Annotated in this window: 11 protein-coding genes; 8 read left to right on the top strand and 3 right to left on the bottom strand. The window is 64.1% G+C overall.

Annotation, left to right across the window (positions count from 1 at the left end; all coding sequences use genetic code 11):
- Nucleotides 1–168: 168 nt before the first annotated feature.
- The 8 genes from ABLE53_RS22725 (at nucleotide 169) to ABLE53_RS22690 (ending at nucleotide 14,074) form a co-directional block, all read left to right on the top strand.
- Nucleotides 169–1,779: a hypothetical protein gene (locus ABLE53_RS22725; RefSeq protein ID WP_348861441.1), complete on the top strand. Its 1,611-nt coding sequence runs from the start codon at nucleotides 169–171 to the stop codon at nucleotides 1,777–1,779.
- Between the two features lie 245 nt (nucleotides 1,780–2,024).
- Nucleotides 2,025–3,593: a type I restriction-modification system subunit M gene (locus ABLE53_RS22720; RefSeq protein ID WP_348861440.1), complete on the top strand. Its 1,569-nt coding sequence runs from the start codon at nucleotides 2,025–2,027 to the stop codon at nucleotides 3,591–3,593.
- Nucleotides 3,590–4,816 (top strand): restriction endonuclease subunit S, encoded by a 1,227-nt coding sequence (locus tag ABLE53_RS22715; RefSeq protein WP_348861439.1) that lies wholly within the window; start codon nucleotides 3,590–3,592, stop codon nucleotides 4,814–4,816. The genes ABLE53_RS22720 and ABLE53_RS22715 overlap by 4 nt, the downstream gene beginning before the upstream one ends.
- Nucleotides 4,813–7,908 carry a type I restriction endonuclease subunit R gene (locus ABLE53_RS22710; RefSeq protein ID WP_348861438.1) on the top strand — a complete coding sequence of 1,032 codons (3,096 nt, stop codon included), beginning with the start codon at nucleotides 4,813–4,815 and terminating at the stop codon, nucleotides 7,906–7,908. The genes ABLE53_RS22715 and ABLE53_RS22710 overlap by 4 nt, the downstream gene beginning before the upstream one ends.
- Nucleotides 7,909–7,913: 5 nt before the next feature.
- A complete protein-coding gene (locus ABLE53_RS22705; RefSeq protein WP_348861437.1) occupies nucleotides 7,914–9,335 on the top strand; it encodes a hypothetical protein in 1,422 nt (473 codons plus the stop codon).
- Between the two features lie 183 nt (nucleotides 9,336–9,518).
- Nucleotides 9,519–12,017 carry an AAA family ATPase gene (locus ABLE53_RS22700; protein ID WP_348861436.1) on the top strand — a complete coding sequence of 833 codons (2,499 nt, stop codon included), beginning with the start codon at nucleotides 9,519–9,521 and terminating at the stop codon, nucleotides 12,015–12,017.
- Between the two features lie 278 nt (nucleotides 12,018–12,295).
- Entirely contained in the window at nucleotides 12,296–12,616 is a 321-nt protein-coding gene (locus ABLE53_RS22695) for a histone-like nucleoid-structuring protein Lsr2 (RefSeq protein ID WP_348861435.1), read from the top strand.
- 1,275 nt (nucleotides 12,617–13,891) lie between these two features.
- A complete protein-coding gene (locus ABLE53_RS22690; protein ID WP_348861434.1) occupies nucleotides 13,892–14,074 on the top strand; it encodes a hypothetical protein in 183 nt (60 codons plus the stop codon).
- A 206-nt stretch (nucleotides 14,075–14,280) separates the two neighbouring features.
- Here the strand turns inward: ABLE53_RS22690 and ABLE53_RS22685 are convergent, their stop codons facing one another.
- From ABLE53_RS22685 to ABLE53_RS22675, 3 genes are all read right to left on the bottom strand, one after another.
- Nucleotides 14,281–15,738, bottom strand: a complete 1,458-nt coding sequence (locus ABLE53_RS22685; protein ID WP_348861433.1) for a HupE/UreJ family protein — start codon at nucleotides 15,736–15,738, stop codon at nucleotides 14,281–14,283.
- Nucleotides 15,738–17,042, bottom strand: coding sequence for a DUF3500 domain-containing protein (locus ABLE53_RS22680; protein ID WP_348861432.1), 1,305 nt, complete (start codon nucleotides 17,040–17,042; stop codon nucleotides 15,738–15,740). Before ABLE53_RS22680 ends, ABLE53_RS22685 begins: the two co-directional genes overlap by 1 nt.
- A 399-nt stretch (nucleotides 17,043–17,441) precedes the next feature.
- Entirely contained in the window at nucleotides 17,442–19,466 is a 2,025-nt protein-coding gene (locus ABLE53_RS22675) for an autotransporter outer membrane beta-barrel domain-containing protein (RefSeq protein ID WP_348861431.1), read from the bottom strand.
- Between the last annotated feature and the right edge of the window lie 79 nt (nucleotides 19,467–19,545).

Raw genomic sequence — 19,545 nt, 5'->3', positions numbered from 1 at the left:
AGTTGGTTGCGACAACGTCGCCGACCCGTGGCGGCTACCGGGCGTTGTCGGTGGCAAGTGGTGCAATCGGTTCGGAGGTGCATGCCGGATGCTTCGTTGGAGTGGATTGGACCCGCAGCGGTTTGAGCGAGCCGCGCAGCTGCTACTGCGTCGCCTGTACCCGGGCTGGTGAGCCTCGACGGCGGCGGCGGAGACGGTGGTGCCGACGCACGACTCGTCACTGAAGACGGCCTCACCGTCTTCGAGTGCAAGTACTTCCATGATCGACTCAACAACGGTCGTCGTCGCCAGATCGAGTCTTCGCTTCGGACGGCAGTGAAGAATGCCCCGAAGATGCGCACCTGGGTGCTGGTGGTGCCGCTGAACCGCACGCCGTCGCGTGCTGGATCGAAGTCGAGCGAGGAGGCGTGGTTCACCGGGAAGCTCCAGGCGTGCGCGCCCGGCGTGCAACTGGAGTGGTGGGGCCAGGACTGGCTCGACGGTCAGTTCGCCACGCATCGCGATCTGCGGCGCTATGTCGAAGGAGAACAGGCAGAGCTGCTCGAGTTGGCTGGCGCCTATGGTCACGAAGCAGCGGTTCTTTCCTCGGGTGGGCAGGATCTGGCCGAGCGCAACCGAACTCTGAGGCGCGCCATCGATGAGATCTCCCCGTTCTGGACGCTGGATTGGACGGAGGAACGGGGGACCACCATCAACACCCTGCGGGCTAAGACGCCGGACGCCCCCGAACTCGATCCTGTTCATCTGCTCACGACGTTCCGCTTCGACGCGCCCGGCAGTACGGCGCTTCGAGCCAAGTACGAGGAGGTCGTCAGGTTCGGTGGCTCGGTGACGCTGCCGTCAGGCACCGTGGATGTCCGTCTGGACGCCTCATCTGAGGTGCGGCGCCTGCTGAGCGGGATTGAAGGGTCGGGGGAGGTGCAGGTCAGGAGCGCCGTCGAGACGCTGGACAAACCCACTCGCGGACAGGTGCAGATCCTGAGCGAGGTTGAGGATCGGGTGATCGCGTCGGTCGACGTGTACCTGCATCAAAAGATGAGCGGCAGCCATGGCGCGACCCTCATGGGCGGTGATGCGGGCGGTGCCCTGTCCGTGACCGTTCAGCTCCCACGGCCGGACAACCTTGGGGAGCCGCAACTTCTCCCCGGCGGTGGGCTGACGCTCAACTTTGCAGCCTTCGCCAACTTCGATCTGGCTACGGTTGTGCCGCTGCTTGAGTTCCAGGCGGCAGCGACCGAAGGTCGGCGCCTTCGATTCCGGGTGCCGGGCCTGGTGTCGCAAGCTGAACGCATCGATGAGTCGGCGTTCGGGTCGGTCGATCGCCTCGCGCGGGCGGCACGGCTGCTGCGTCGACTCGAGGAGCTGCTCGACCTGACCCTCCGAATCCCGCTGGAGTTCGCTGGGCGTGACCTCCAGATGCTGCAGGCTGCAGTCGACGCGCTGGAGGACAAGCAAGGGGAGACGCCCTATGACGACTTCACGGCCACCGTCATTCCCGGCAAGCAGCGCGAGTTCGTGGCGCAGTTGACGGCAGACCCCTTCGGCATGCGTTTCACGCGTGAAGACTTCGTGCTCGACTTCGGCGATCTTCATATCCCCTACGGCCTGGTGGTGTTCTATGCGCCCAGGGTCACTCTCGCCAACCGCGACGAGTTGCTCTCAGGCAAGGGAGTGACTAGCGCGCGCTTCAGGTCCGAGGACGGCCCGTTCCGGCTTCTGCCGCGATCTATGGCAGCTGAGGTTCACTCTGCCGACCTCAAGAAGCAACTGAGCGCGTAGCGGCTCCGAACGGGTGCTGGCCGGTCCGCCAATCTTCCAGCGCCCTCGGGAAGCAGCCGTCGTGCGGAAGCGGCGTGATGTCCGGTCAATGTCGGAGTCGGCTGCCATGCTTGTCTTCGCCGCAGACCTACCTCTTGTCGACAAGAACGTCGCACATATGTTCGAACTTTTTGGTAAAATGAGGACACGATGAGAAGACCTGTCAGCACCCGACGCATGGACGCCTCCGTGGGAGAGGTTGCTTGATGCCGCCCGTCACGAAGGAGGGTCAGCGCGCGGAGCTGCACAAGACGATCTGGCGCATCGCCAACGACCTGCGCGGCAGCGTCGATGGCTGGGACTTCAAGAGCTACGTGCTGGGCACGCTCTTCTACCGCTTCATCTCCGAGAACCTCACCGCCTACTTGAACAAGATGGAGCGGGAGGCCGGCGACACTGACTTCGACTACGCCAAGCTGAGCGACCGCGACGCCGAGTTCGGTCGCAAGGACACCGTGGAGGAGAAGGGCTTCTACATCCTCCCGAGCGAGCTGTTCGTCAACGTCCGCAAGCGCTCCGCGAGCGACGAGAACCTCAACGAGACGCTCGAGTCGGTGTTCAAGAACATCGAGGGCAGCGCGGTCGGAACCGACTCCGAGGACGACCTGAAGGGTCTGTTCGACGACCTCGATGTCAACTCCGCCAAGCTTGGCAACACCGTCGCCCGGCGCAACGAGAAGCTGGTCAAACTGCTTAGCGCCATCGGTGACCTCAACCTCGGTGACTTCAACGACCACGCGATCGACTCGTTCGGCGACGCCTACGAGTACCTGATGACGATGTACGCCTCGAACGCTGGCAAGTCTGGGGGCGAGTTCTTCACCCCGCAGGAGGTCAGTGAGCTGCTGGCGCGGATCACGGTGGTCGGCAAGAACTCGGTCAACAAGGTATACGACCCGGCGGTCGGCTCAGGATCGCTGCTGCTGAAGTTCGCCAAGGTGCTCGGCAAGGACAACGTCCGTCAGGGCTTCTTCGGTCAGGAGATCAACCTGACCACCTACAACCTGGCGCGCATCAACATGTTCCTGCACGACATCAACTACGAGAAGTTCAATCTGGCGCACGGCGACACCCTGACCGACCCGGCGCACTGGGACGACGAGCCGTTCGAAGCCATCGTCAGCAACCCGCCGTACTCGATCCAGTGGGCTGGCGATGGTAATCCGCTGCTGATCAACGATCCACGGTTCGCGCCGGCGGGCGTACTCGCACCGAAGGCGAGAGCGGACCTCGCCTTCACCATGCACATGCTGTCGTGGCTGGCCGTCAACGGCACGGCGGCGATCGTCCAGTTCCCTGGAGCGCTCTACCGGGCCGGAGCAGAGCAGAAGATCCGGCAGTACTTGGTCGACAACAACTACGTCGACACTGTCATCGAACTGCCGCCTGACCTGTTCTTCGGTACAACGATCTCGACCTGCATCCTGGTGCTGAAGAAGTCGAAGAAGGACAGTTCCGTGCTGTTCATCGACGCCTCGGCCCAGTTCAAGCGCCTAGGCAACAAGAACAAGCTGCTGCCGGAACACCAGCAGAAGGTTCTCGATGCCTTCGTCGCTCGCGAGGACGTCGAGCACTTCACCAAGCTTGTGGCGAACGAAGAGATCGCCGCCAACAACTACAACCTGACGGTGTCGTCGTATGTCGAGGAGGAAGACACCACCGAGGCGATCGACATCGCCGAGCTGAACGAGCGGATCGCAGGCATTGTCAAGCGACAGACCGAGTTACGTACGCAGATCGACGCCATCGTCGCCGACCTCGAGGGTGGCGCATGAGCCGGATCGATCAGCTCATCCAGGAGCTCTGCCCGAACGGCGTTCCGGTCAGGTCGCTCGGTGATGTAGGCGAACTCGTGCGCGGAAACGGACTCCCCAAGACAGATTTTCAAGACTCGGGCGTCGGGGCGATTCACTATGGCCAGATCTACACCTATTACGGCACGTGGGCCACGGAGACGATCTCTTTTGTAGCGCCTGATGCTGCAGCCAGGCTTGCGAAAGTCGATCCGGGCGACGTCATCATCACGAACACCAGCGAGAACCTGGAGGACGTTGGCAAGGCAGTCGCGTGGCTCGGCGCCGAACAGATCGTCACGGGTGGCCACGCCACTGTCCTCAAGCATCATCAGGATCCGAAGTTCATCGCCTACTGGCTCCAGAGCCCAGGCTTCCAGATCCAGAAGAAGAAGCTCGCAACTGGTACAAAGGTTATCGACGTGTCGGCGAAAAGCCTCGCGAAGATCAACATTCCAGTGCCGCCTCTCGAGGTGCAGCGCGAGATCGTCAAGGTACTCGAGACGTTCAGTGATCTTGACCTGGAGCTGAAGGCCGAGCTCCGAGCTAGGAATCGCCAGTACGCCCACTACCGGGACTTCCTTATCGGCTCCTTGGATGCGGACGTCCCGAGGTTGCCCCTAGGCGAGATCGCAACCATTGTTCGCGGCGCATCGCCGCGGCCTATCCAGGCATTCCTAACGGATGCTGAGGATGGCGTGCCGTGGATCAAGATCGGAGACGTTGCGGCGGGCGGCAAGTACATCACGACGACCGAGGAGCGGGTCACTCCCGCGGGCGCGGCGAAGTCCCGACGCGTCTATCCGGGTGACTTCGTGCTCTCGAACTCCATGAGCTTCGGCCGCCCGTACATCTCGAGGATCGAGGGTTGCATTCACGACGGTTGGCTCGCGATCAGTGACTTCGCGGAGTCATTCGTTCATGACTTCCTCTATCATCTGCTTCGCTCAGCTCCGGTTCAAGCGGAGTTCATGCGCCGCGCAGGCACTGGCGCCGTTAGGAACCTCAACGCGAACATAGTTAAGTCGGTTTCCGTCCCCGTCCCTCCGCTCAATGAGCAGGAACGTATCGTGTCGATCCTCGACAAGTTCGACTTGCTCGTAAACGACCCAGAATCTGGGCTACCGGCCGAAATCGGCGCCCGTCGCAAGCAGTATGAGTACTACCGCGACAAGCTACTCACGTTCGAGGAGTTGCCGGTATGACCGAGGGCACCGCGACACGCTTCGAGCCGATCGCCGCCTCCGCCGAGAGCACGGTCGTCGCCGAGTTCATCCCCGATGCTGTTGGCGCGACCGCGTATCAGTCCGAGGCCGAACTAGAGCGGGAATTCATCAAGCTCCTGCAGTCGCAGGAGTACGAGTACCTCCAGATTCACTCGGAGGCGGAACTCGTCGCGAACCTCCGGAAGCAGCTTGAGGTGCTCAACGACCTGACGTTCTCGAAGGCTGAGTGGGAGCAGTTCTTCAGCCAGCGGATCGCCGGGGAGCGGGATGGCATCGTTGAGAAGACCGTCCGCATCCAGGAGGACTACGTACAGGTCCTCAAGCGCGATGACGGCACCACGAAGAACGTTCGCCTCATCGACAAGGCGAACGTTCACAACAACAAGCTGCAGGTCATCAACCAGTACGAGGTCGGTGCGGGGGAGGGCGGTGCCAAGCACGCCAGCCGCTATGACGTGACCGTGCTGGTGAACGGCCTCCCGATGGTGCATATCGAGCTCAAGCGCCGCGGCGTCGACATCCGTGAGGCGTTCAACCAGATCCGGCGCTACGACCGGGACAGCTTCTGGGCAGGCTCAGGCCTCTTCGACTATGTGCAGCTGTTCGTGATCAGCAACGGCACGCTGACGAAGTACTACAGCAACACCACCCGCCGCCAGCACGTCAATGAGGCGACGGGCAGCAAGCGTGTGCGGAAGACGAGCAACTCGTTCGAGTTCACCTCATGGTGGGCGGACGCCACGAACAAGCCGATCCAGGACCTGACCGCCTTCGCGACCACCTTCTTCGCGCGCCACACGCTGCTCAACATCCTGGCGAAGTACTGCGTCCTCACGGCCGATCGCATGCTGCTGGTGATGCGCCCGTACCAGATCGTGGCGACCGAGCGGATCCTGCAGAAGATCGAGATCTCGACCAACTACAAGAAGCTCGGCACCGTCGAGGCGGGTGGCTACGTCTGGCACACCACCGGCTCGGGCAAGACGCTGACGTCCTTCAAGACGGCTCAGCTCGCGTCCAAGCTCCCGGACGTCGACAAGGTCCTCTTCGTGGTCGACCGCAAGGATCTCGACTACCAGACCATGCGCGAGTACGACCGCTTCGAGAAGGGCGCGGCCAACTCGAACACCTCGACGCGGGTGCTCAAGAAGCAGCTCGAGGACCCGGGCGCCAGGATCATCATCACCACGATCCAGAAGCTCTCAACCTTCATCGCCGCGAACAAGGACCACCAGGTCTTCGGCGGCCACGTGGTGATCATCTTCGACGAGTGTCACCGCTCGCAGTTCGGCGACATGCACACCGCCATCACCAAGGCGTTCAAGCGCTACAACCTGTTCGGCTTCACCGGCACACCGATCTTCGCTGTGAACGCCGGCAGCGGCGGCAACGTGCAGTTGCGCACCACCGTGCAGGCGTTCGGCTGTTACTGGCATGGCGACCCACGGAACTGCCCGCCCGAGGCGCACGCAACCGCGTTGCACACCTACACCATCGTCGACGCGATCACCGACAAGAACGTCCTGCCGTTCCGCATCGACTACGTCAACACCATCAAAGAGCGAGAAGGCATCACCGACCAGCAGGTTTCGGCCATCGACACCGAGCGGGCGCTGCTGGCGGAGGAGCGCATCACCCAGGTAGTTGGCTACATCCGGGAGCACTTCGACCAGAAGACCCGGCGCGCTGAGCACTACTCGCTCGGCGAGCGCCGCGTCCACGGCTTCAATGCGCTGTTCGCGACCGCCTCGATCGATGCGGCGAAGCGCTACTACACCGAGTTCAAGGTGCAGCAGGAGATCCTCTTCCCGGATCAGCGGCTCAAGGTCGGGCTCATCTACTCCTACGCCGCCAACGAACCCGTCGAGGACGGCGCACTGGAGGAAGAGGGCTTCGAGACGGGCGCGCTTGACCAGTCGTCTCGCGACTTCCTGGAAGGTGCGATCCAGGACTACAACGCCACGTTCGGGACGTCGTTCGACACCTCCGCCGACAAGTTCCAGAACTACTACAAGGACCTCTCGCTCAAGCTCAAGCAGCGCGAGATCGACCTGGTCATCGTGGTGAACATGTTCCTGACCGGCTTCGACGCCACGACGCTCAACACCCTCTGGGTCGACAAGAACCTGCGCGCCCATGGGCTCATTCAGGCCTACTCGCGCACCAACCGCATCCTGAACTCGGTCAAGACCTACGGCAACATCGTCAGCTTCCGGAACCTCGAGGACGCCACCAACGACGCCATCGCGCTGTTCGGCAACAAGGACGCTGGCGGCATCGTGCTGCTCAAGCCGTACGCCGAGTACTACGAGGAGTACGCCGAGAAGGTCACCGAGCTCTTGCAGCAGTTCCCGCTCGATCGGCCGATCGTGGGGGAGAGCGCCCAGAAGGCGTTCATTGCTCTGTTCGGGCAGATCCTGCGGCTGCAGAACATCCTGACGTCGTTCGACGAGTTCGCCGGCAACGAGATCCTCACCGACCGCCAGGGCCAGGACTACCGCAGCGTCTATCTCGACCTGTACGCCGAGTTCCGCCGCGATCAGGATGCCGACAGGGAGTCGATCAACGACGACGTCGTCTTTGAGATCGAGCTGATCAAGCAGGTCGAGATCAACGTCGACTACATCCTCATGCTGGTGCAGAAGTACCGCGAGGCGAAGGGCGACGGCGAGGACAAGGAGATCCGGGCAACCATCTCCCACGCCATTGACGCCAGCCCGAGCCTGCGCAACAAGAAGGACCTCATCGAGGAGTTCGTCGACCGCGTCTCGGCCACCGGCGACATCGACGAGGAGTGGCGGAGCTACGTCGCTCAGCGCCGCGCATCGGAGCTCGACAAGATCATCAATGAGGAGGGTCTGCGGCCAGACGAGACGCGCAAGTTCATCGACGCGTCGTTCCGCGACGGCGCGATCCAGGCCACCGGCACGGCAATCACCAGGGTGCTGCCGCCCGTCTCGCGCTTCGCCGCCGGCGGCGGCCACGGTGAGAAGAAGCAGCGTGTGCTGGCTCGGCTGGGTGAGTTCTTCGAGCGGTTCTTCGGACTGGGTGCTAACGGGAGCGAAGAGTGACTGGGGTGGCCGGAAGCGTTGATACCAGCCGCGCGCCGAAGGGGGAACTCGCAGCGAGAGCCCTCATCGACTCCGTCATCGCGACCGACGACCGGATCGAGCGGCACTACCTGGAGATCAAGAGCACCCTCGACCTAACCACCAAGAAGGACCAGGCAAAGCTCGCCAAGTTCATTCTGGGGGCGGCGAATCGGATGCCTGACCAGGCAGCCAATGCCTTCGAGGGCTACGGCGTGCTCGTGATCGGCGCTTCGGAGGGATTGGCCACAGGTGTTCCGCCGATCGAAGCCTTGGATCTCCAAAAGGCAGTCTTGCCATTCATCGGCGCAGACGGACCGCGCTACGACCTCGTGCGCGTCCCCCTGGACGGCAGCGAGAACGAGGTGTTGGTCTTCCTTGTCGAGCCGCCCGAGTGGGGCCAGCCTCCTTTCATCTGTCACAAGGACGGGGATGAGAAGCTTCGAAACGGTGCGGTTTTCGTTCGCGCCGACGGCGAGACCCGTGAAGCGCGCGCGGACGAGCTACAGCAGCTCATCCAGCGTGGGCAGCGTTCGACCATGCCTGTTGACTTCGCCGTCCGAGTTATCGGGACGGTCCGGCCGGTAGAACTCGACAACGAGGCAACACTTGAGGAGTACATCTCGCTCCAGCGAAATCGACTCCAATCGGCGCTTGAGCGTGACACTGCCGCAGCAGACGATGGCTCGATAACTGATCCCATTACCAAGGCGGTCATGCCAACTCTTGCAGCCATCCAACAAGCGCAGTCCGCGATGCGCGCCTTCAGTGAACCCGAACATCGGAGCGAGGAGGAGTACCTTGCGTCGATCGACGACTGGGAGCGGCATTTCCGTGCGGCTTGGCCGGCGGCGGTGCTCCGCCTCATCGGCGGGTTGGCAGATCCGGTTGAAGTAGAGGTGAACAATCGTGAGAAGACCTTCTTCCACGACGTCGAGCTGAAGGTACACCTCGATGGGAATGTGTACGGCGCGGGAAACTGGGAGCCGAGTGACGACGACATAGATCTGCGTGACTTGGGCGACTTTCCCGCACCACCTCGCCCGTGGGGCCCAACGAACAAGCTTGGCCTTGGTGGTGTCACCATGCCGACAATCACGCCTGCCTGGCACTACGCGCCATCGGCGATCGACTTCCCGTCGCGAACAGCCTGGCAGAACTCCGGGTCCGTCGACTGGGTCTATTCCGTCGGTGATCTCCGGCCAAAGGGGAACGACGTTTCCAATGACGAGGAGTTCGTTCTCTACACGCTTGACCCGTCGATGACCGCTGTCGACGGGACGTGGCAGATCACGGCTCGGGACCACCACGACGTCTACACAGGCGACCTCCAAGTCGAGATTGGTGAGACGCTCGACCTGACGCCCGAAGTCAGGCGCATCCTGGGCCTAGAGGAGACACCGGCATGACAACGGCCGAGTCATGGCTCGCTGACTTAACCAGCCTCTTCACCCCAACGTCGACGCAGTTCGACGCTGCCAGAGGCCACCGGTATTCGATAGAGACTCGGCTAGACACGTACCCGAGCAGGGTGAGACTCCACTTGGGATGTCGCAACCGTCACCGAGTCTGTCGGTGCTCCGCTGCACACTTTGGTTCAGGTCGTCACTGTGGGGGCGGGAGTAGGCATGTTGCGTCGGTTCGAGTCCATCAAGGACTGCGGGATCTTTGAGGACTTTCGATGGAGCGTGTCGGCCCCGGACTTCGAACGCATCAACCTCATCTACGGCTCCAACGGAGTTGGCAAGACGTCTCTCGCTCGCGCGCTCGATCGGCTGAATGCCGAGAGTGGCGGCTTCACCAGCGTCTCCATCCGGATGAGTAGCCCCGACAAAGCCAACGAGCGAGCGAGTGTCCAGCGGCACGATGACGAGTTCGACCGCGTCCATGTCTTCAGTGAGGCGTACGTCGACCGGAGCCACGACTTCAAGGACGGAGCTGAGGTCGAAGCAGTCCTCACGCTCGGCGAACGAACCGTTGAAGATGAGGACCGGATCGACGAGTTGAAGCAGCTGATCGACTCCACTAGCGAGCAACTGGACGCCACTACTCGTGCTGCAGCTAACGCAGATCGCGCTCTCACCAATGAGTACACCGCCATCCGTGACCGAGTAGTCAGTTCGCTCCGCCGCGCTGGCGGGCAGTACGCATCGAACTCGAATTACAGCGTTCGCACGGTCCAGAACCGGTTCGAAGACTCACATGACGCTTGGAAGTTGCTGAGCGACGAACAGAAGGATGCCGACCTCAACACCGTCAACTCAGACGAGCGTCAAACAGTCCCGACGAGGTCCTACTCGTTCTCTGTCAGGGCTGGCTTACGCGAAGAGGCTACCGCGGGGCTCGCTACGTCTCCGGTGTCGGTTGTCCTCGACACGCTCCAAGACCACCAGGGGGCGTCGAGCTGGGTCGACCAGGGTCGTCACCTCCACGAGGGACTGAACACGTGCGTCTTCTGCGGCGGACAGCTCACCAACGAGCGAAAGACTCAGATCGAGCAACACTTCTCTGACGAGGTCGAGGCCGCACAACGATCTGTCGACGGCCTCATCGAAGAGGTTAAGGCGCGTCAGGAGTCCCTCCACGGACTGCTTGGTGACGGCGCGATTGCGGGTTCCCTTTTCGACGACCTACGCGACGACTTCAACGCAGCCCACGCCGATGCGACTACTCAAGTGCGCAAGTTGGACGAGTGGCTCGAGGGGCTGCTGGACGCCCTTACGAGGAAGCGCGCCAACGTACTATTGCAGGTGGACTACGAGATCGCCGGTCCGCCGGCGGTTGATGGCACCGGCATCGAGCGTGCATTGACAGCCCACAACGAGCGGGTGGCCCGGCACGCCAGTCTCGTGCGCGAGGCAACCAGGCGCGTCGAACTGCACATACTCAAGGAGTCGGAGGCGAAGGTTGCTCAGCTGGTCGAGGCAGCCGAAAGAGAACGGCAGTCCAAGCTGGATCTGGAAACGACTCTCCGTGACTACCGCGAGGAAGTCGCCTCCCTCGAGAACGTCGAGGGTGACCCACTCCCGAGTGCCGAGGTGATGGCAAGGGAGCTGACCCGAATCCTCGGGCGCAGTGAACTGTCCTTCGAGTTACTTCCGGATGGTAAGCACTACCGTGTCACGCGCCACGGTGAACCCGCCCGGGACCTAAGTACAGGTGAGCGCACGGCTATCACGCTGATTCACTTCCTGGAGCGTGTGAAGAGGGCCGATACGACCAGCGGCAAGCCCATTGTCGTCATCGACGATCCGGTCTCGAGTCTCGACGGCAACGCCTTTACAGGAATCTCGACCTACATCTGGAGTGAGGCCGTCTCTAAGTCACACATCGAGCAAGTTTTCCTGCTCACACACAACTTTGAACTATTCCGACAGTGGGACATCCAGCTCGGCGGACTCCCTGGAGCGCGCGGCGCGACCAACGGTAGGGGCTTCACTTCCAACTGCTACGAACTCGTCGCGCCGCACAAGACGGTGCGTGGCACTTTAAAACGAGTGCCCGAGTTCATGACGTGGCCGCCGAGCGAGGAGGCTCGCGTTAAGGTCCGCTCGACCTACCACCACGCATTCATCACTGCGGTGCGTGCGCAGACCGCTCTCCGTGAGGACGAGACGATGGAGAAGAAGCTCGACGCCCTTCTTCTCTACCCGAATGTGCTGCGCCGGATGCTCGAGACTTTCCTCGCGTTCAAGAGTCCGACTTCGGCTGGCGACTTCACAAAGGCGATGCGTGACGTCGGCAACACGCTTGAGGAGCTCGGCTACGAAGGTGATGCGGACGCGCTACGACTTCAACTGACACGCTTTACACACTCCAACTCGCACGCCGAATCGCCAGAGACAGACGTCGCGGTGAGTCCCGACGAAATCGGGACGATCATCGCCGCGGTCTTCACGTTCATGAATGCCGTAGATCCCAAGCACTTCGAGGGCCTCTGCGCGGTGATTGGCGTCGATCCGTCGAGTCTCCTCCTGCAGGCCCCACCAGTCATAGAGATTCCAGCAATGCGCAAAGTAACCACTTCGGCAAGTGAGCGGCTGTCGTCGGCACATGTTCGCGTGAAGACCGGACCTAGTGCCGAGGGCTGACTCAGAACAGCTGGCGTACCACTGCCAGAAAGAGCAAGGTTGAGACCTATGGGGCTCAGAGCGACACAACCTCAACAAACTGGCCCTCTATCACCTTGAAGGCGGCAGGGTCCCTTTCGCTCGACGTACCCGAAAGCTGGATGCGCCCCTAGCATCTGGCGTCTAGCGGTGTGACTTCGTCTGGATGCCGTAAGGGCCGTTGCACCGAGGCTTCGGCGGCCAAACTCTGTAATATATGCTGCACTGCGAAACAAGCATTCACTGGGAAGGAAATTGTCGTGGCTCAGAAGGTGCAGATTCTTCTCGAAGACGACATCGACGGCGGCGAGGCGACGCAGACGGTCACGTTCGGCTTCGACGGCACGACGTACGAGATCGACCTTAATGACAAGAACGCCGCCAAACTCCAGAAGGCGCTGACGCCCTTCATCGAGGCGGGCCGCAAGGTCAGCAAGACGGGCGGTCGTGCCAAGAAGGCCACGACTGGAGGAGCTTCCGCCGCGGAGATCCGCGCCTGGGCGAAGTCGAACGGCTACGAGGTTCCGGATCGCGGCCGCATCCCAGCGGAGGTGCGCTCGGCCTTCGACTCCGCGAGCTGATCGCGCGATCGCCTGACAGTGACGTTGCCGTCAGGCATACTCGTTTACAGAGCCCCGCCGGTGACCCGAGACGCTGGCGGGGTTCTTCCTGTCTGGCGGGTACTGCAGGCGTGGCAGATGCCCCATTGACGGCGCCTCGAACAAATGTTCGACTACTGCCGTGGGCGCATCTGATCCTGACAAGTTGTTCCAGACCGGCTACGCGGACGCCAGGGCGGTCTGCCTCACGATGGGACCCGAAAGTGCTCGCCGGTGGCTCACGGAGCACGCATCACCCGTTTCTGACCTATACGTCGCAGGCTGGGCGAATGGGGTGGCTGACTACCTCGACGCGAACGGCCTCCCGGCGGTGGCCGAGACGGAGTGGAGGCAGCGGTGGGCGTGAGCAGGCGGCGCCCGGGGCTCGAGCCTGACAAGGCGCTCGAGATCGCCCTAGATGGCGCGGCGGTTCGCCTTCAGAACGGCGCTATGAGTCACGACGAGATCGTGGCCGAGCTACGCCGTTTGATAGGGGAGCGGAGCGACCTTGCGGCCTTGGCCGGAGCGCGTCATCTCGCGAACGTCCTGGCGGGAGTGCCGCGGGCTGACAGTCTCTATGCCGCCGCATTGCTCGCGCAGGCCGGCGCTCAAATGGAGGTGCTGCGTGACGAGGCGCTTACGGTCTCCGCACGACTACGGACAGGCCGATACACGTGAGCTGGCCAGGTCGGACACCACGAACGCTCAATGTTCTTGAGCTATCAGGTCGCTGGACGGTTGCGTCGGATGATCGCCCGCACCGTCTCTACGTGGATGCCGTATGCCTCGGCCAGTTCCCGTTGGAGCGCCCCGTCTCGGTGGCGTCGAACTAGCTCTTCCTGCTGCTGTCCCGACAGGCGGACTTGCTTCTGCTTCGGCTTGGGGGGGTTCTCCTCGGGCAGATGGGGTCTGACCTGCGGCTTTTCGATGCTGAGCAAACCGGCCAGTTCAGGCGAGGGGTTCGATAGTTGTCCTGTTAGGTCCACCAAACGTGCAGGTCGGGGCCGTGTTCTGAACCCGAATGAAGGGGTTCGAGCATGGCCCGGTCTCATTGAGGCAGCACAAAACAATCCACTCTCGGTGGTTCGCCGACCCGTCTCGGGTCGTCTCGCCGCGGTTCGGCGGGCTTCGCACACGGAGGAGGACGCCGCACGGCACGGGGCGATGTACCGGTGACCGGCCGGCCGCGCACCTCCATCGGCACCTACGGGACGGTGAGCATCCGGCGCACCGGGACTCGGGCATCAGCCCGCGCTGGTGTACCGCTGCACCGGTGCCACGGTGCTCGCCCGCGGTGTCGGGGTCGACGCTGCCGCGACGCATCTGGGGCACACCTCGACCGCGATCACCGAGCGGCGCTACATCGAGCCCGACACCAGCATCGACTTCGGTCCCGCGAAGGTCTCGAGCTCACCCTGCGGCCGGTCGACCCCGACCTGACGCTGCTCGCCCAGCCCGTGACGGACGAGGAGGAGGCCGTGACCGACGACCTCCTCTCCGCCGACCAGCAGGACGAGGGAGGCGATTCCGATGCCGCCTGAATGCGACGAGTTCCGGCTCTTCACCGGGACACTTCACGACCTCGAGGCCGAGGTGGGCCGGCGGGCCTGACCCGCGCTGGTCGGTCCGTAGGCCGGCTCGGCGTACTACGAATTGTTCTGCGGTAACGCAGAGCGTCCACTCTTGGCGCCGCGACACGGCCTCGGCGCCTTCGTGAATTCGATGCAAGCGACGGCGCCCGAACGCATCCGTCTTAGTCGTCTGTGATTCGGCATCGGCTGACCCAGCCGTACCGACGCGCGCTTCCGCAGCAGGACGAGGGCCGGGACCGTGGCCCACAGCGCTAGTACGGCGGGTGCGGCGATCCTGCCGAGTTGGTCGGCGAGGTCGGCGACCGGGTTGGCGAGGCCGAGGCGGGCGCCGAGCCAGCCGAGGGCGGCGACTGCGGTGGCGATCGCCGCGGCGACGCGGAACCTGCTGTAGCCGCGGCGGCGGGCCAACACGATCAGTGGCGGTAGCACCAGGGCGACGACGATGAGCTGCATGGCTTCGATGCCGAGGTTGAATCCGAGCAGCGCCAGCACCAGGTGGGTCCCGGACAGGTCGAGAGCGCGGAGGGTCTCGGAGAACGCGAGGCCGTGGACGAGTCCGAACGCGGCGGCGACCGCGGCCTCGCGGCCGGGGAAGAGGGGTCTGATCGCGTGGGCGGCGGCTACCAGGATGCTCACCGCGATGGCCGCCTCGACCAGCTGCTGGGGCACCGGCACGCCGAGCGCCCCGAGGGCGAGGGTGATCGAGTGGCCGAGCGTGAACGACATCGTGATCGCGGTGATCCGGTGGATGGCGCGTCGGGCCGAGACGGCTGTGGACCATTGGCGGTTGCGGGCCAGCAGGGGCGCCGGGAGCAGCAGGGTGAGCAGGAAGAGCTGGTGGTCGGTGCCCTCCTTGATGTGGCTCATTCCGAGCTTGACCATGTCCATGACCGCGGACTCGCGGCCGCCCGAGCCGAGGTCGATGTGGAGGCCTTCGACCTTGTTCGTCACGGTGTCGCGCTGGACGGTGCCGACCTCGTAGGCGCCGTCGAAGTCGGCGTCGGTGGCGTCTGAGGCGACAGTGACGATCACCGTATGGGTCGCGACCTTGTCGACGATCGCGTCGTAGCCGAGGTCGAACGAGCTCTCCTCCTCGGTGGCGTCGGTGCCGGCCGGTGGTGTGAGCGTGAACGTCGTCTCGAGCTCGTCGTAGATGCCGGTGGTCGCGGCGTTGCCGGCGCTGCCCACCGTGAGCGAGCCCTCGGTGACGGTCCAGGCCTGGCCGTCGTCGCTGGTCGGTGTGAAGTGCCCGAGCAGGTAGGCCTCGATGGCCTGGGCGTGGGCGTCGATGTCGGCCTGGGTCTCATCGGCGAGGTCGAGGCCGGTGGCGGCCTCGAGGTCGGAGAGCGGGATGTCGACCGTGGCCACGATATGGGCGTCGGTCACCGCGAGCTGGATGGTGGAGGTCGGTACGACATGGGCCGACGCCGCGGTCGCCATCACCACCACGGCGACCAGGGAGGCCACCGCGACGGCGACCAGCGCTGCCAGCCGGCGTACGGCGCGGACCATCAGCTCTGCGTGCCGCCGTAGTCGGTGGTGCGGTCACGCCACACCGAGTGCGGGTGGTTGCCCGAGAGGACGATCCCGGCCTGCATCGAGAACTCGATCCACACCGAGGGACCGTCGATGCGGATGTAGTCGTTCTTCTCGGTCAGCGCAGTGGTGCCGGAGTAGGCGAGGTAGGTGTCGTCGAGCCCGGACTTGTACCTCTTCAGGATCGTGGCGGCGTCGGCGTCGGCGATGTCGTTGACGTAGGTGGCGATCGTGGCCAGGACCAGCTTCTTCTGTCTGGCGGAGAGGCTGGAGACCTGGATCCCTTCGTGATCGGTGGGGAAGGCCCAGTCCTTGCCCGGACCGAGCACGAGGTCGGTGTAGACGTCGGACAGCTTCGCGGTCGCGAGCTGGTCACTGGACAGGCCGGCCAGGAGCGCGGTGAACGCGGCTTCCTTGACCCTTAGCGCGTTGTACTTCACGCCGTCCTGTGTGAAGTCACCATTGGGCTCGATCCCGCGGAAGGACGGGGTGGCTCCGACCAGCTTCCCGTCGATGTAGGTGTTGGCCACCGCGAGGTGGTGCCCGCCGAACTGGAACTCCCAGGTTCCGCTGTCCTGCGGACTGCCCAGGAGCGCGACATAGAAGTTGTCGCGGCCGTAGGTGTCGCCGCCGCCGTGGGCCTCGAGGTAGTCGTCCGCGGCGAGGTGGGCGGTGACCTCGGCGTACCCGAGTCCCGTCGCCGTGCCCGTGGCCGCCTTCAGCAGCTTGTAGAACGCCTTGAGCTGCTTGTCGCTCAGCTCGCCGAGGTTGATCCCCACCCGGGCCTGGCTACTGCCGCCGGTGCCGCTGCTGGTGCCGGTGGCCGCTCCGCCGCTGCTGTCACTGCCGCCGCCACCAGGAGCACCGCTGGGCGGCGTGCCGCCCGCGGAACCGCTCGGAGGGGTACCGCCCGACGCACCGCTGGGCGGCGTGCCCCCGCCACCGGTTCCGCCGGTGCCGCCGCCCGTGATCAGCCCCTGCGGCAGGTTGGACCACCGCGCGGCATTGCTGAGGCTGTACTCCAACAGCGTCGTCGCCTTCTGGTCATCGTCCAGCGTCGCATAGAACGCCTGCGCCAGCGCAGCGACGGAGCCTGCCGCCGCAGCTCCGGTGGCGCTCAGCGAGCCGGAGGCGCTCGCCGATCCGCTGCTGCTGGAGCTCGATGATGAGCCGGAGCTCTCGGAGGCGCATCCGGTGGCCACCAGGGCCGTGGCGGACAGGCCGGCAAGGAACCAGCGGCGCGAGACTGCTCGGCGGGCGAGGGAGGCGTTCTCTGTCATGCCGAGGAACCTAAGGAGCGTGCTTGGACGGACTCAGTGGGTTGTCTGTGAGGTCTCTGTGCTCGCTGACCGGGGTCGTTGCGTACGGATTCGCCGCTCTTCGAGCGTGCGTGCGACCGCGAGACCAAGGTTCGTCGGGCGCCGAGCGTTGGCGGCGAGGATGATGCCGGCGCCCCGGACTCGTCCAGCAGCAGAGTGATCTCACCCTCGAGGACGATGCCATGGTCGATCGAGGCCGTTCGGTGTACCCGGGGGACCGGCGGCTGTGTACGTCCAGGTGGCCAGGTGCGAACTCGTCGATCCGGATCCTGGTCCCACCCTTGGGCGGCGGCACTCTCACGTCGTGCCGGGTGACCACACTCCAAGACACCGCGGGCTCGGAAGCCGTCATCGGTGGGGTCATCCCGCCACCTTCACGATGATGGGGTCGCCGTACCCACCCGTGATGGTCTTGCCGACCAACTGGTCGGGCGTGTAGGTCGTGCCGCCCTGGGTGATGGTGACCTTGCCGCCATGGCCCACGATGCGCGAGTGCTGATCGATGGTCAGGCTGGTCAGGTACGACGTTCCGGTGACTCGCCACGTCGAGCCGTTGGCCAGGTTGACGATGACGCCGTTGTTGACCGGGGAGGAGACGGTGTTGGTCACCTCACCGATGTTCTTGTAGCCCTGGCCGTTGTCGTAGGAGATGGTCGGCACCTTGTGCACCGAGGTGCTTGAGGAGATGACCCCCGTGACCGCCGAACCGTCGAGGTTCATGACCATGTTCTTGGGCACGGTGTTGTAGACGGCGTTGTAGAAGTTGCCCGTGGTGGTCAGGTCGGTCAGATTCAGCGTCGCCGGCTTGTTGCTGCTGGCCGTGTTGGCCAGGTCCCAGCTGGTGTCCCGGGTCGCAGTGACCCCGGGGTGGCCGTAGACCGGGTCGGTGTAGACCGAGGTGGTGCTCAACCCTCCGGGGTCGTCGCTCTCCATCAGCTGGAAGATCACACCGGTGCGACTGGTGACCCTGGCGCCGTGCGAGCCGTCCAGGTTCAGGGTGACGCCGTTGGCCTTGTCCTGGAACGTGGTCTCGCCGGTGTTAATCCGCGTCGCGCCGCCGATGTCGACCGTGCCGGCGTCGATATCGCTGGTGCCGCCACCGTGCCACATGATGCCGAAGCGCCCTGAGTCGATCGAGGTCGCCCGGCTGGTCACGCTGGCGATGTCGGCGGCGGTCAGACCGAGGTTGTCGGCGCTGTTGAGCGCCCTCACGGCCGCCTTGCTGGCGTCGCCGATCCTGATCGTGCCTCCGGTGCTGATCACTCCGTAGTCATCGACGTCGAACCTGGTGCCGAGGAAGGTGTCGGTCACGCTCGCGCCGTCGGCATAGGAGCCGTAGCCACCGTTCACCGTGGTCACCTTGGTACCGATCGAGGTGAGGAAGCTGTTCGATGTCGAGTCGGTGGACAGCACACCCCAGTTGGTCGAGGACACGTCATCGTTGAGGTAGGTGGCCCGCGTGCCGCTTCCCACCATGTTGGTGGCACGGACGTTTCCTGTCAGGCCCAGCGCCCAGGGGACGGCGCGCATGTTGGGAGGTGGCGAGAGGGTGTAGTCGCTCGGCAAGGTGCCGTCGTGCGTGGCGATGGTGGAGTTCTTCACCACCGCCGCGGCGCCGTCGGTGACGACGATCCCGGAGCGCACGGCGCCGGAGTTGTTGATCTTCGCGCCGTCGACGCGCACGTTCGTGCCGGAGTTGGCGATCCTGATCCCGGCGCCGATGCCGGCGAAGTCCAGGCGACCGTTGCCGCGCAGGGCGATGCTCGGACGAGTGATGGCGTAGTCGCCGTCCTCGACATCGATGCCGGCCATGCCGTCGCCCTTGGACCTGATCGAGACACCGGCGGCGCCGGCGCTGTTGTAGGTGCCGCCCGACACCGCCTGGGTGACCGAGGCGGACCTGTCGAGCCCGGATGAGCCCACCTCAAGGGCCTGCCGCAGGGGGAAGGTCAGGCCGAACATCGAGTACTGGACCGCGGAGGTCACGACCAACTCCACGCCGGTCCTGCTCCTGCTCGAGTAGGTGCCAGGCACCAAGGCGGGCGCGGTGACGTTTCCCCCGTCGTAGGCCTGGCCGGTGTCGGCACCATCGACGACGATGCTCAGCACGTCGCCGTCGGGGACCGTGATCTGCGAGGTGTCGTCGGTGATGACGAGCTTCTGCAGGCTCGTGGTGGCGCTGACCTCGCAGGTTTCACCGGAGCCGACCGTCAAGGTGCCGTGCGAGAGGGAGTCGCCGCCGTCGCAGGTGATGTTCTGCGCGTCGGCGCCGAACCCGGCCGGCGCCTGGAGCACCGGCAGTACGAGCGCTGCCAGCCCGGTCGTGAGCAGGGCCGGGTATCGACGTCGAAGCCGGCTTCGCCATGGTGTGACCGAAAGGCGCATAAGGGTTCTCCTCGTTCGTGGGTCGAGCTCCGGCGAGCTTGACGCTTCCCGAGAGTCCTATCCCGCCGCGTGTGTGACC

The organism is Nocardioides asiaticus, assembly GCF_040049175.1.
Lineage (GTDB): Bacteria > Actinomycetota > Actinomycetes > Propionibacteriales > Nocardioidaceae > Nocardioides > Nocardioides cheoyonin.
Note: the sequence above shows the minus strand (reverse complement) of the source record. Positions and strands in the feature narration are given on the sequence as shown.

Coding starts and splice junctions, on each gene's coding strand:
- ABLE53_RS22720 (WP_348861440.1), top strand. CDS start 2,025: ATGCCGCCCGTCACGAAGGAGGGTCAGCGCGCGGAGCTGCACAAGACG.
- ABLE53_RS22715 (WP_348861439.1), top strand. CDS start 3,590: ATGAGCCGGATCGATCAGCTCATCCAGGAGCTCTGCCCGAACGGCGTT.
- ABLE53_RS22710 (WP_348861438.1), top strand. CDS start 4,813: ATGACCGAGGGCACCGCGACACGCTTCGAGCCGATCGCCGCCTCCGCC.
- ABLE53_RS22685 (WP_348861433.1), bottom strand. CDS start 15,738: ATGGTCCGCGCCGTACGCCGGCTGGCAGCGCTGGTCGCCGTCGCGGTG.
- ABLE53_RS22680 (WP_348861432.1), bottom strand. CDS start 17,042: ATGACAGAGAACGCCTCCCTCGCCCGCCGAGCAGTCTCGCGCCGCTGG.
- ABLE53_RS22675 (WP_348861431.1), bottom strand. CDS start 19,466: ATGCGCCTTTCGGTCACACCATGGCGAAGCCGGCTTCGACGTCGATAC.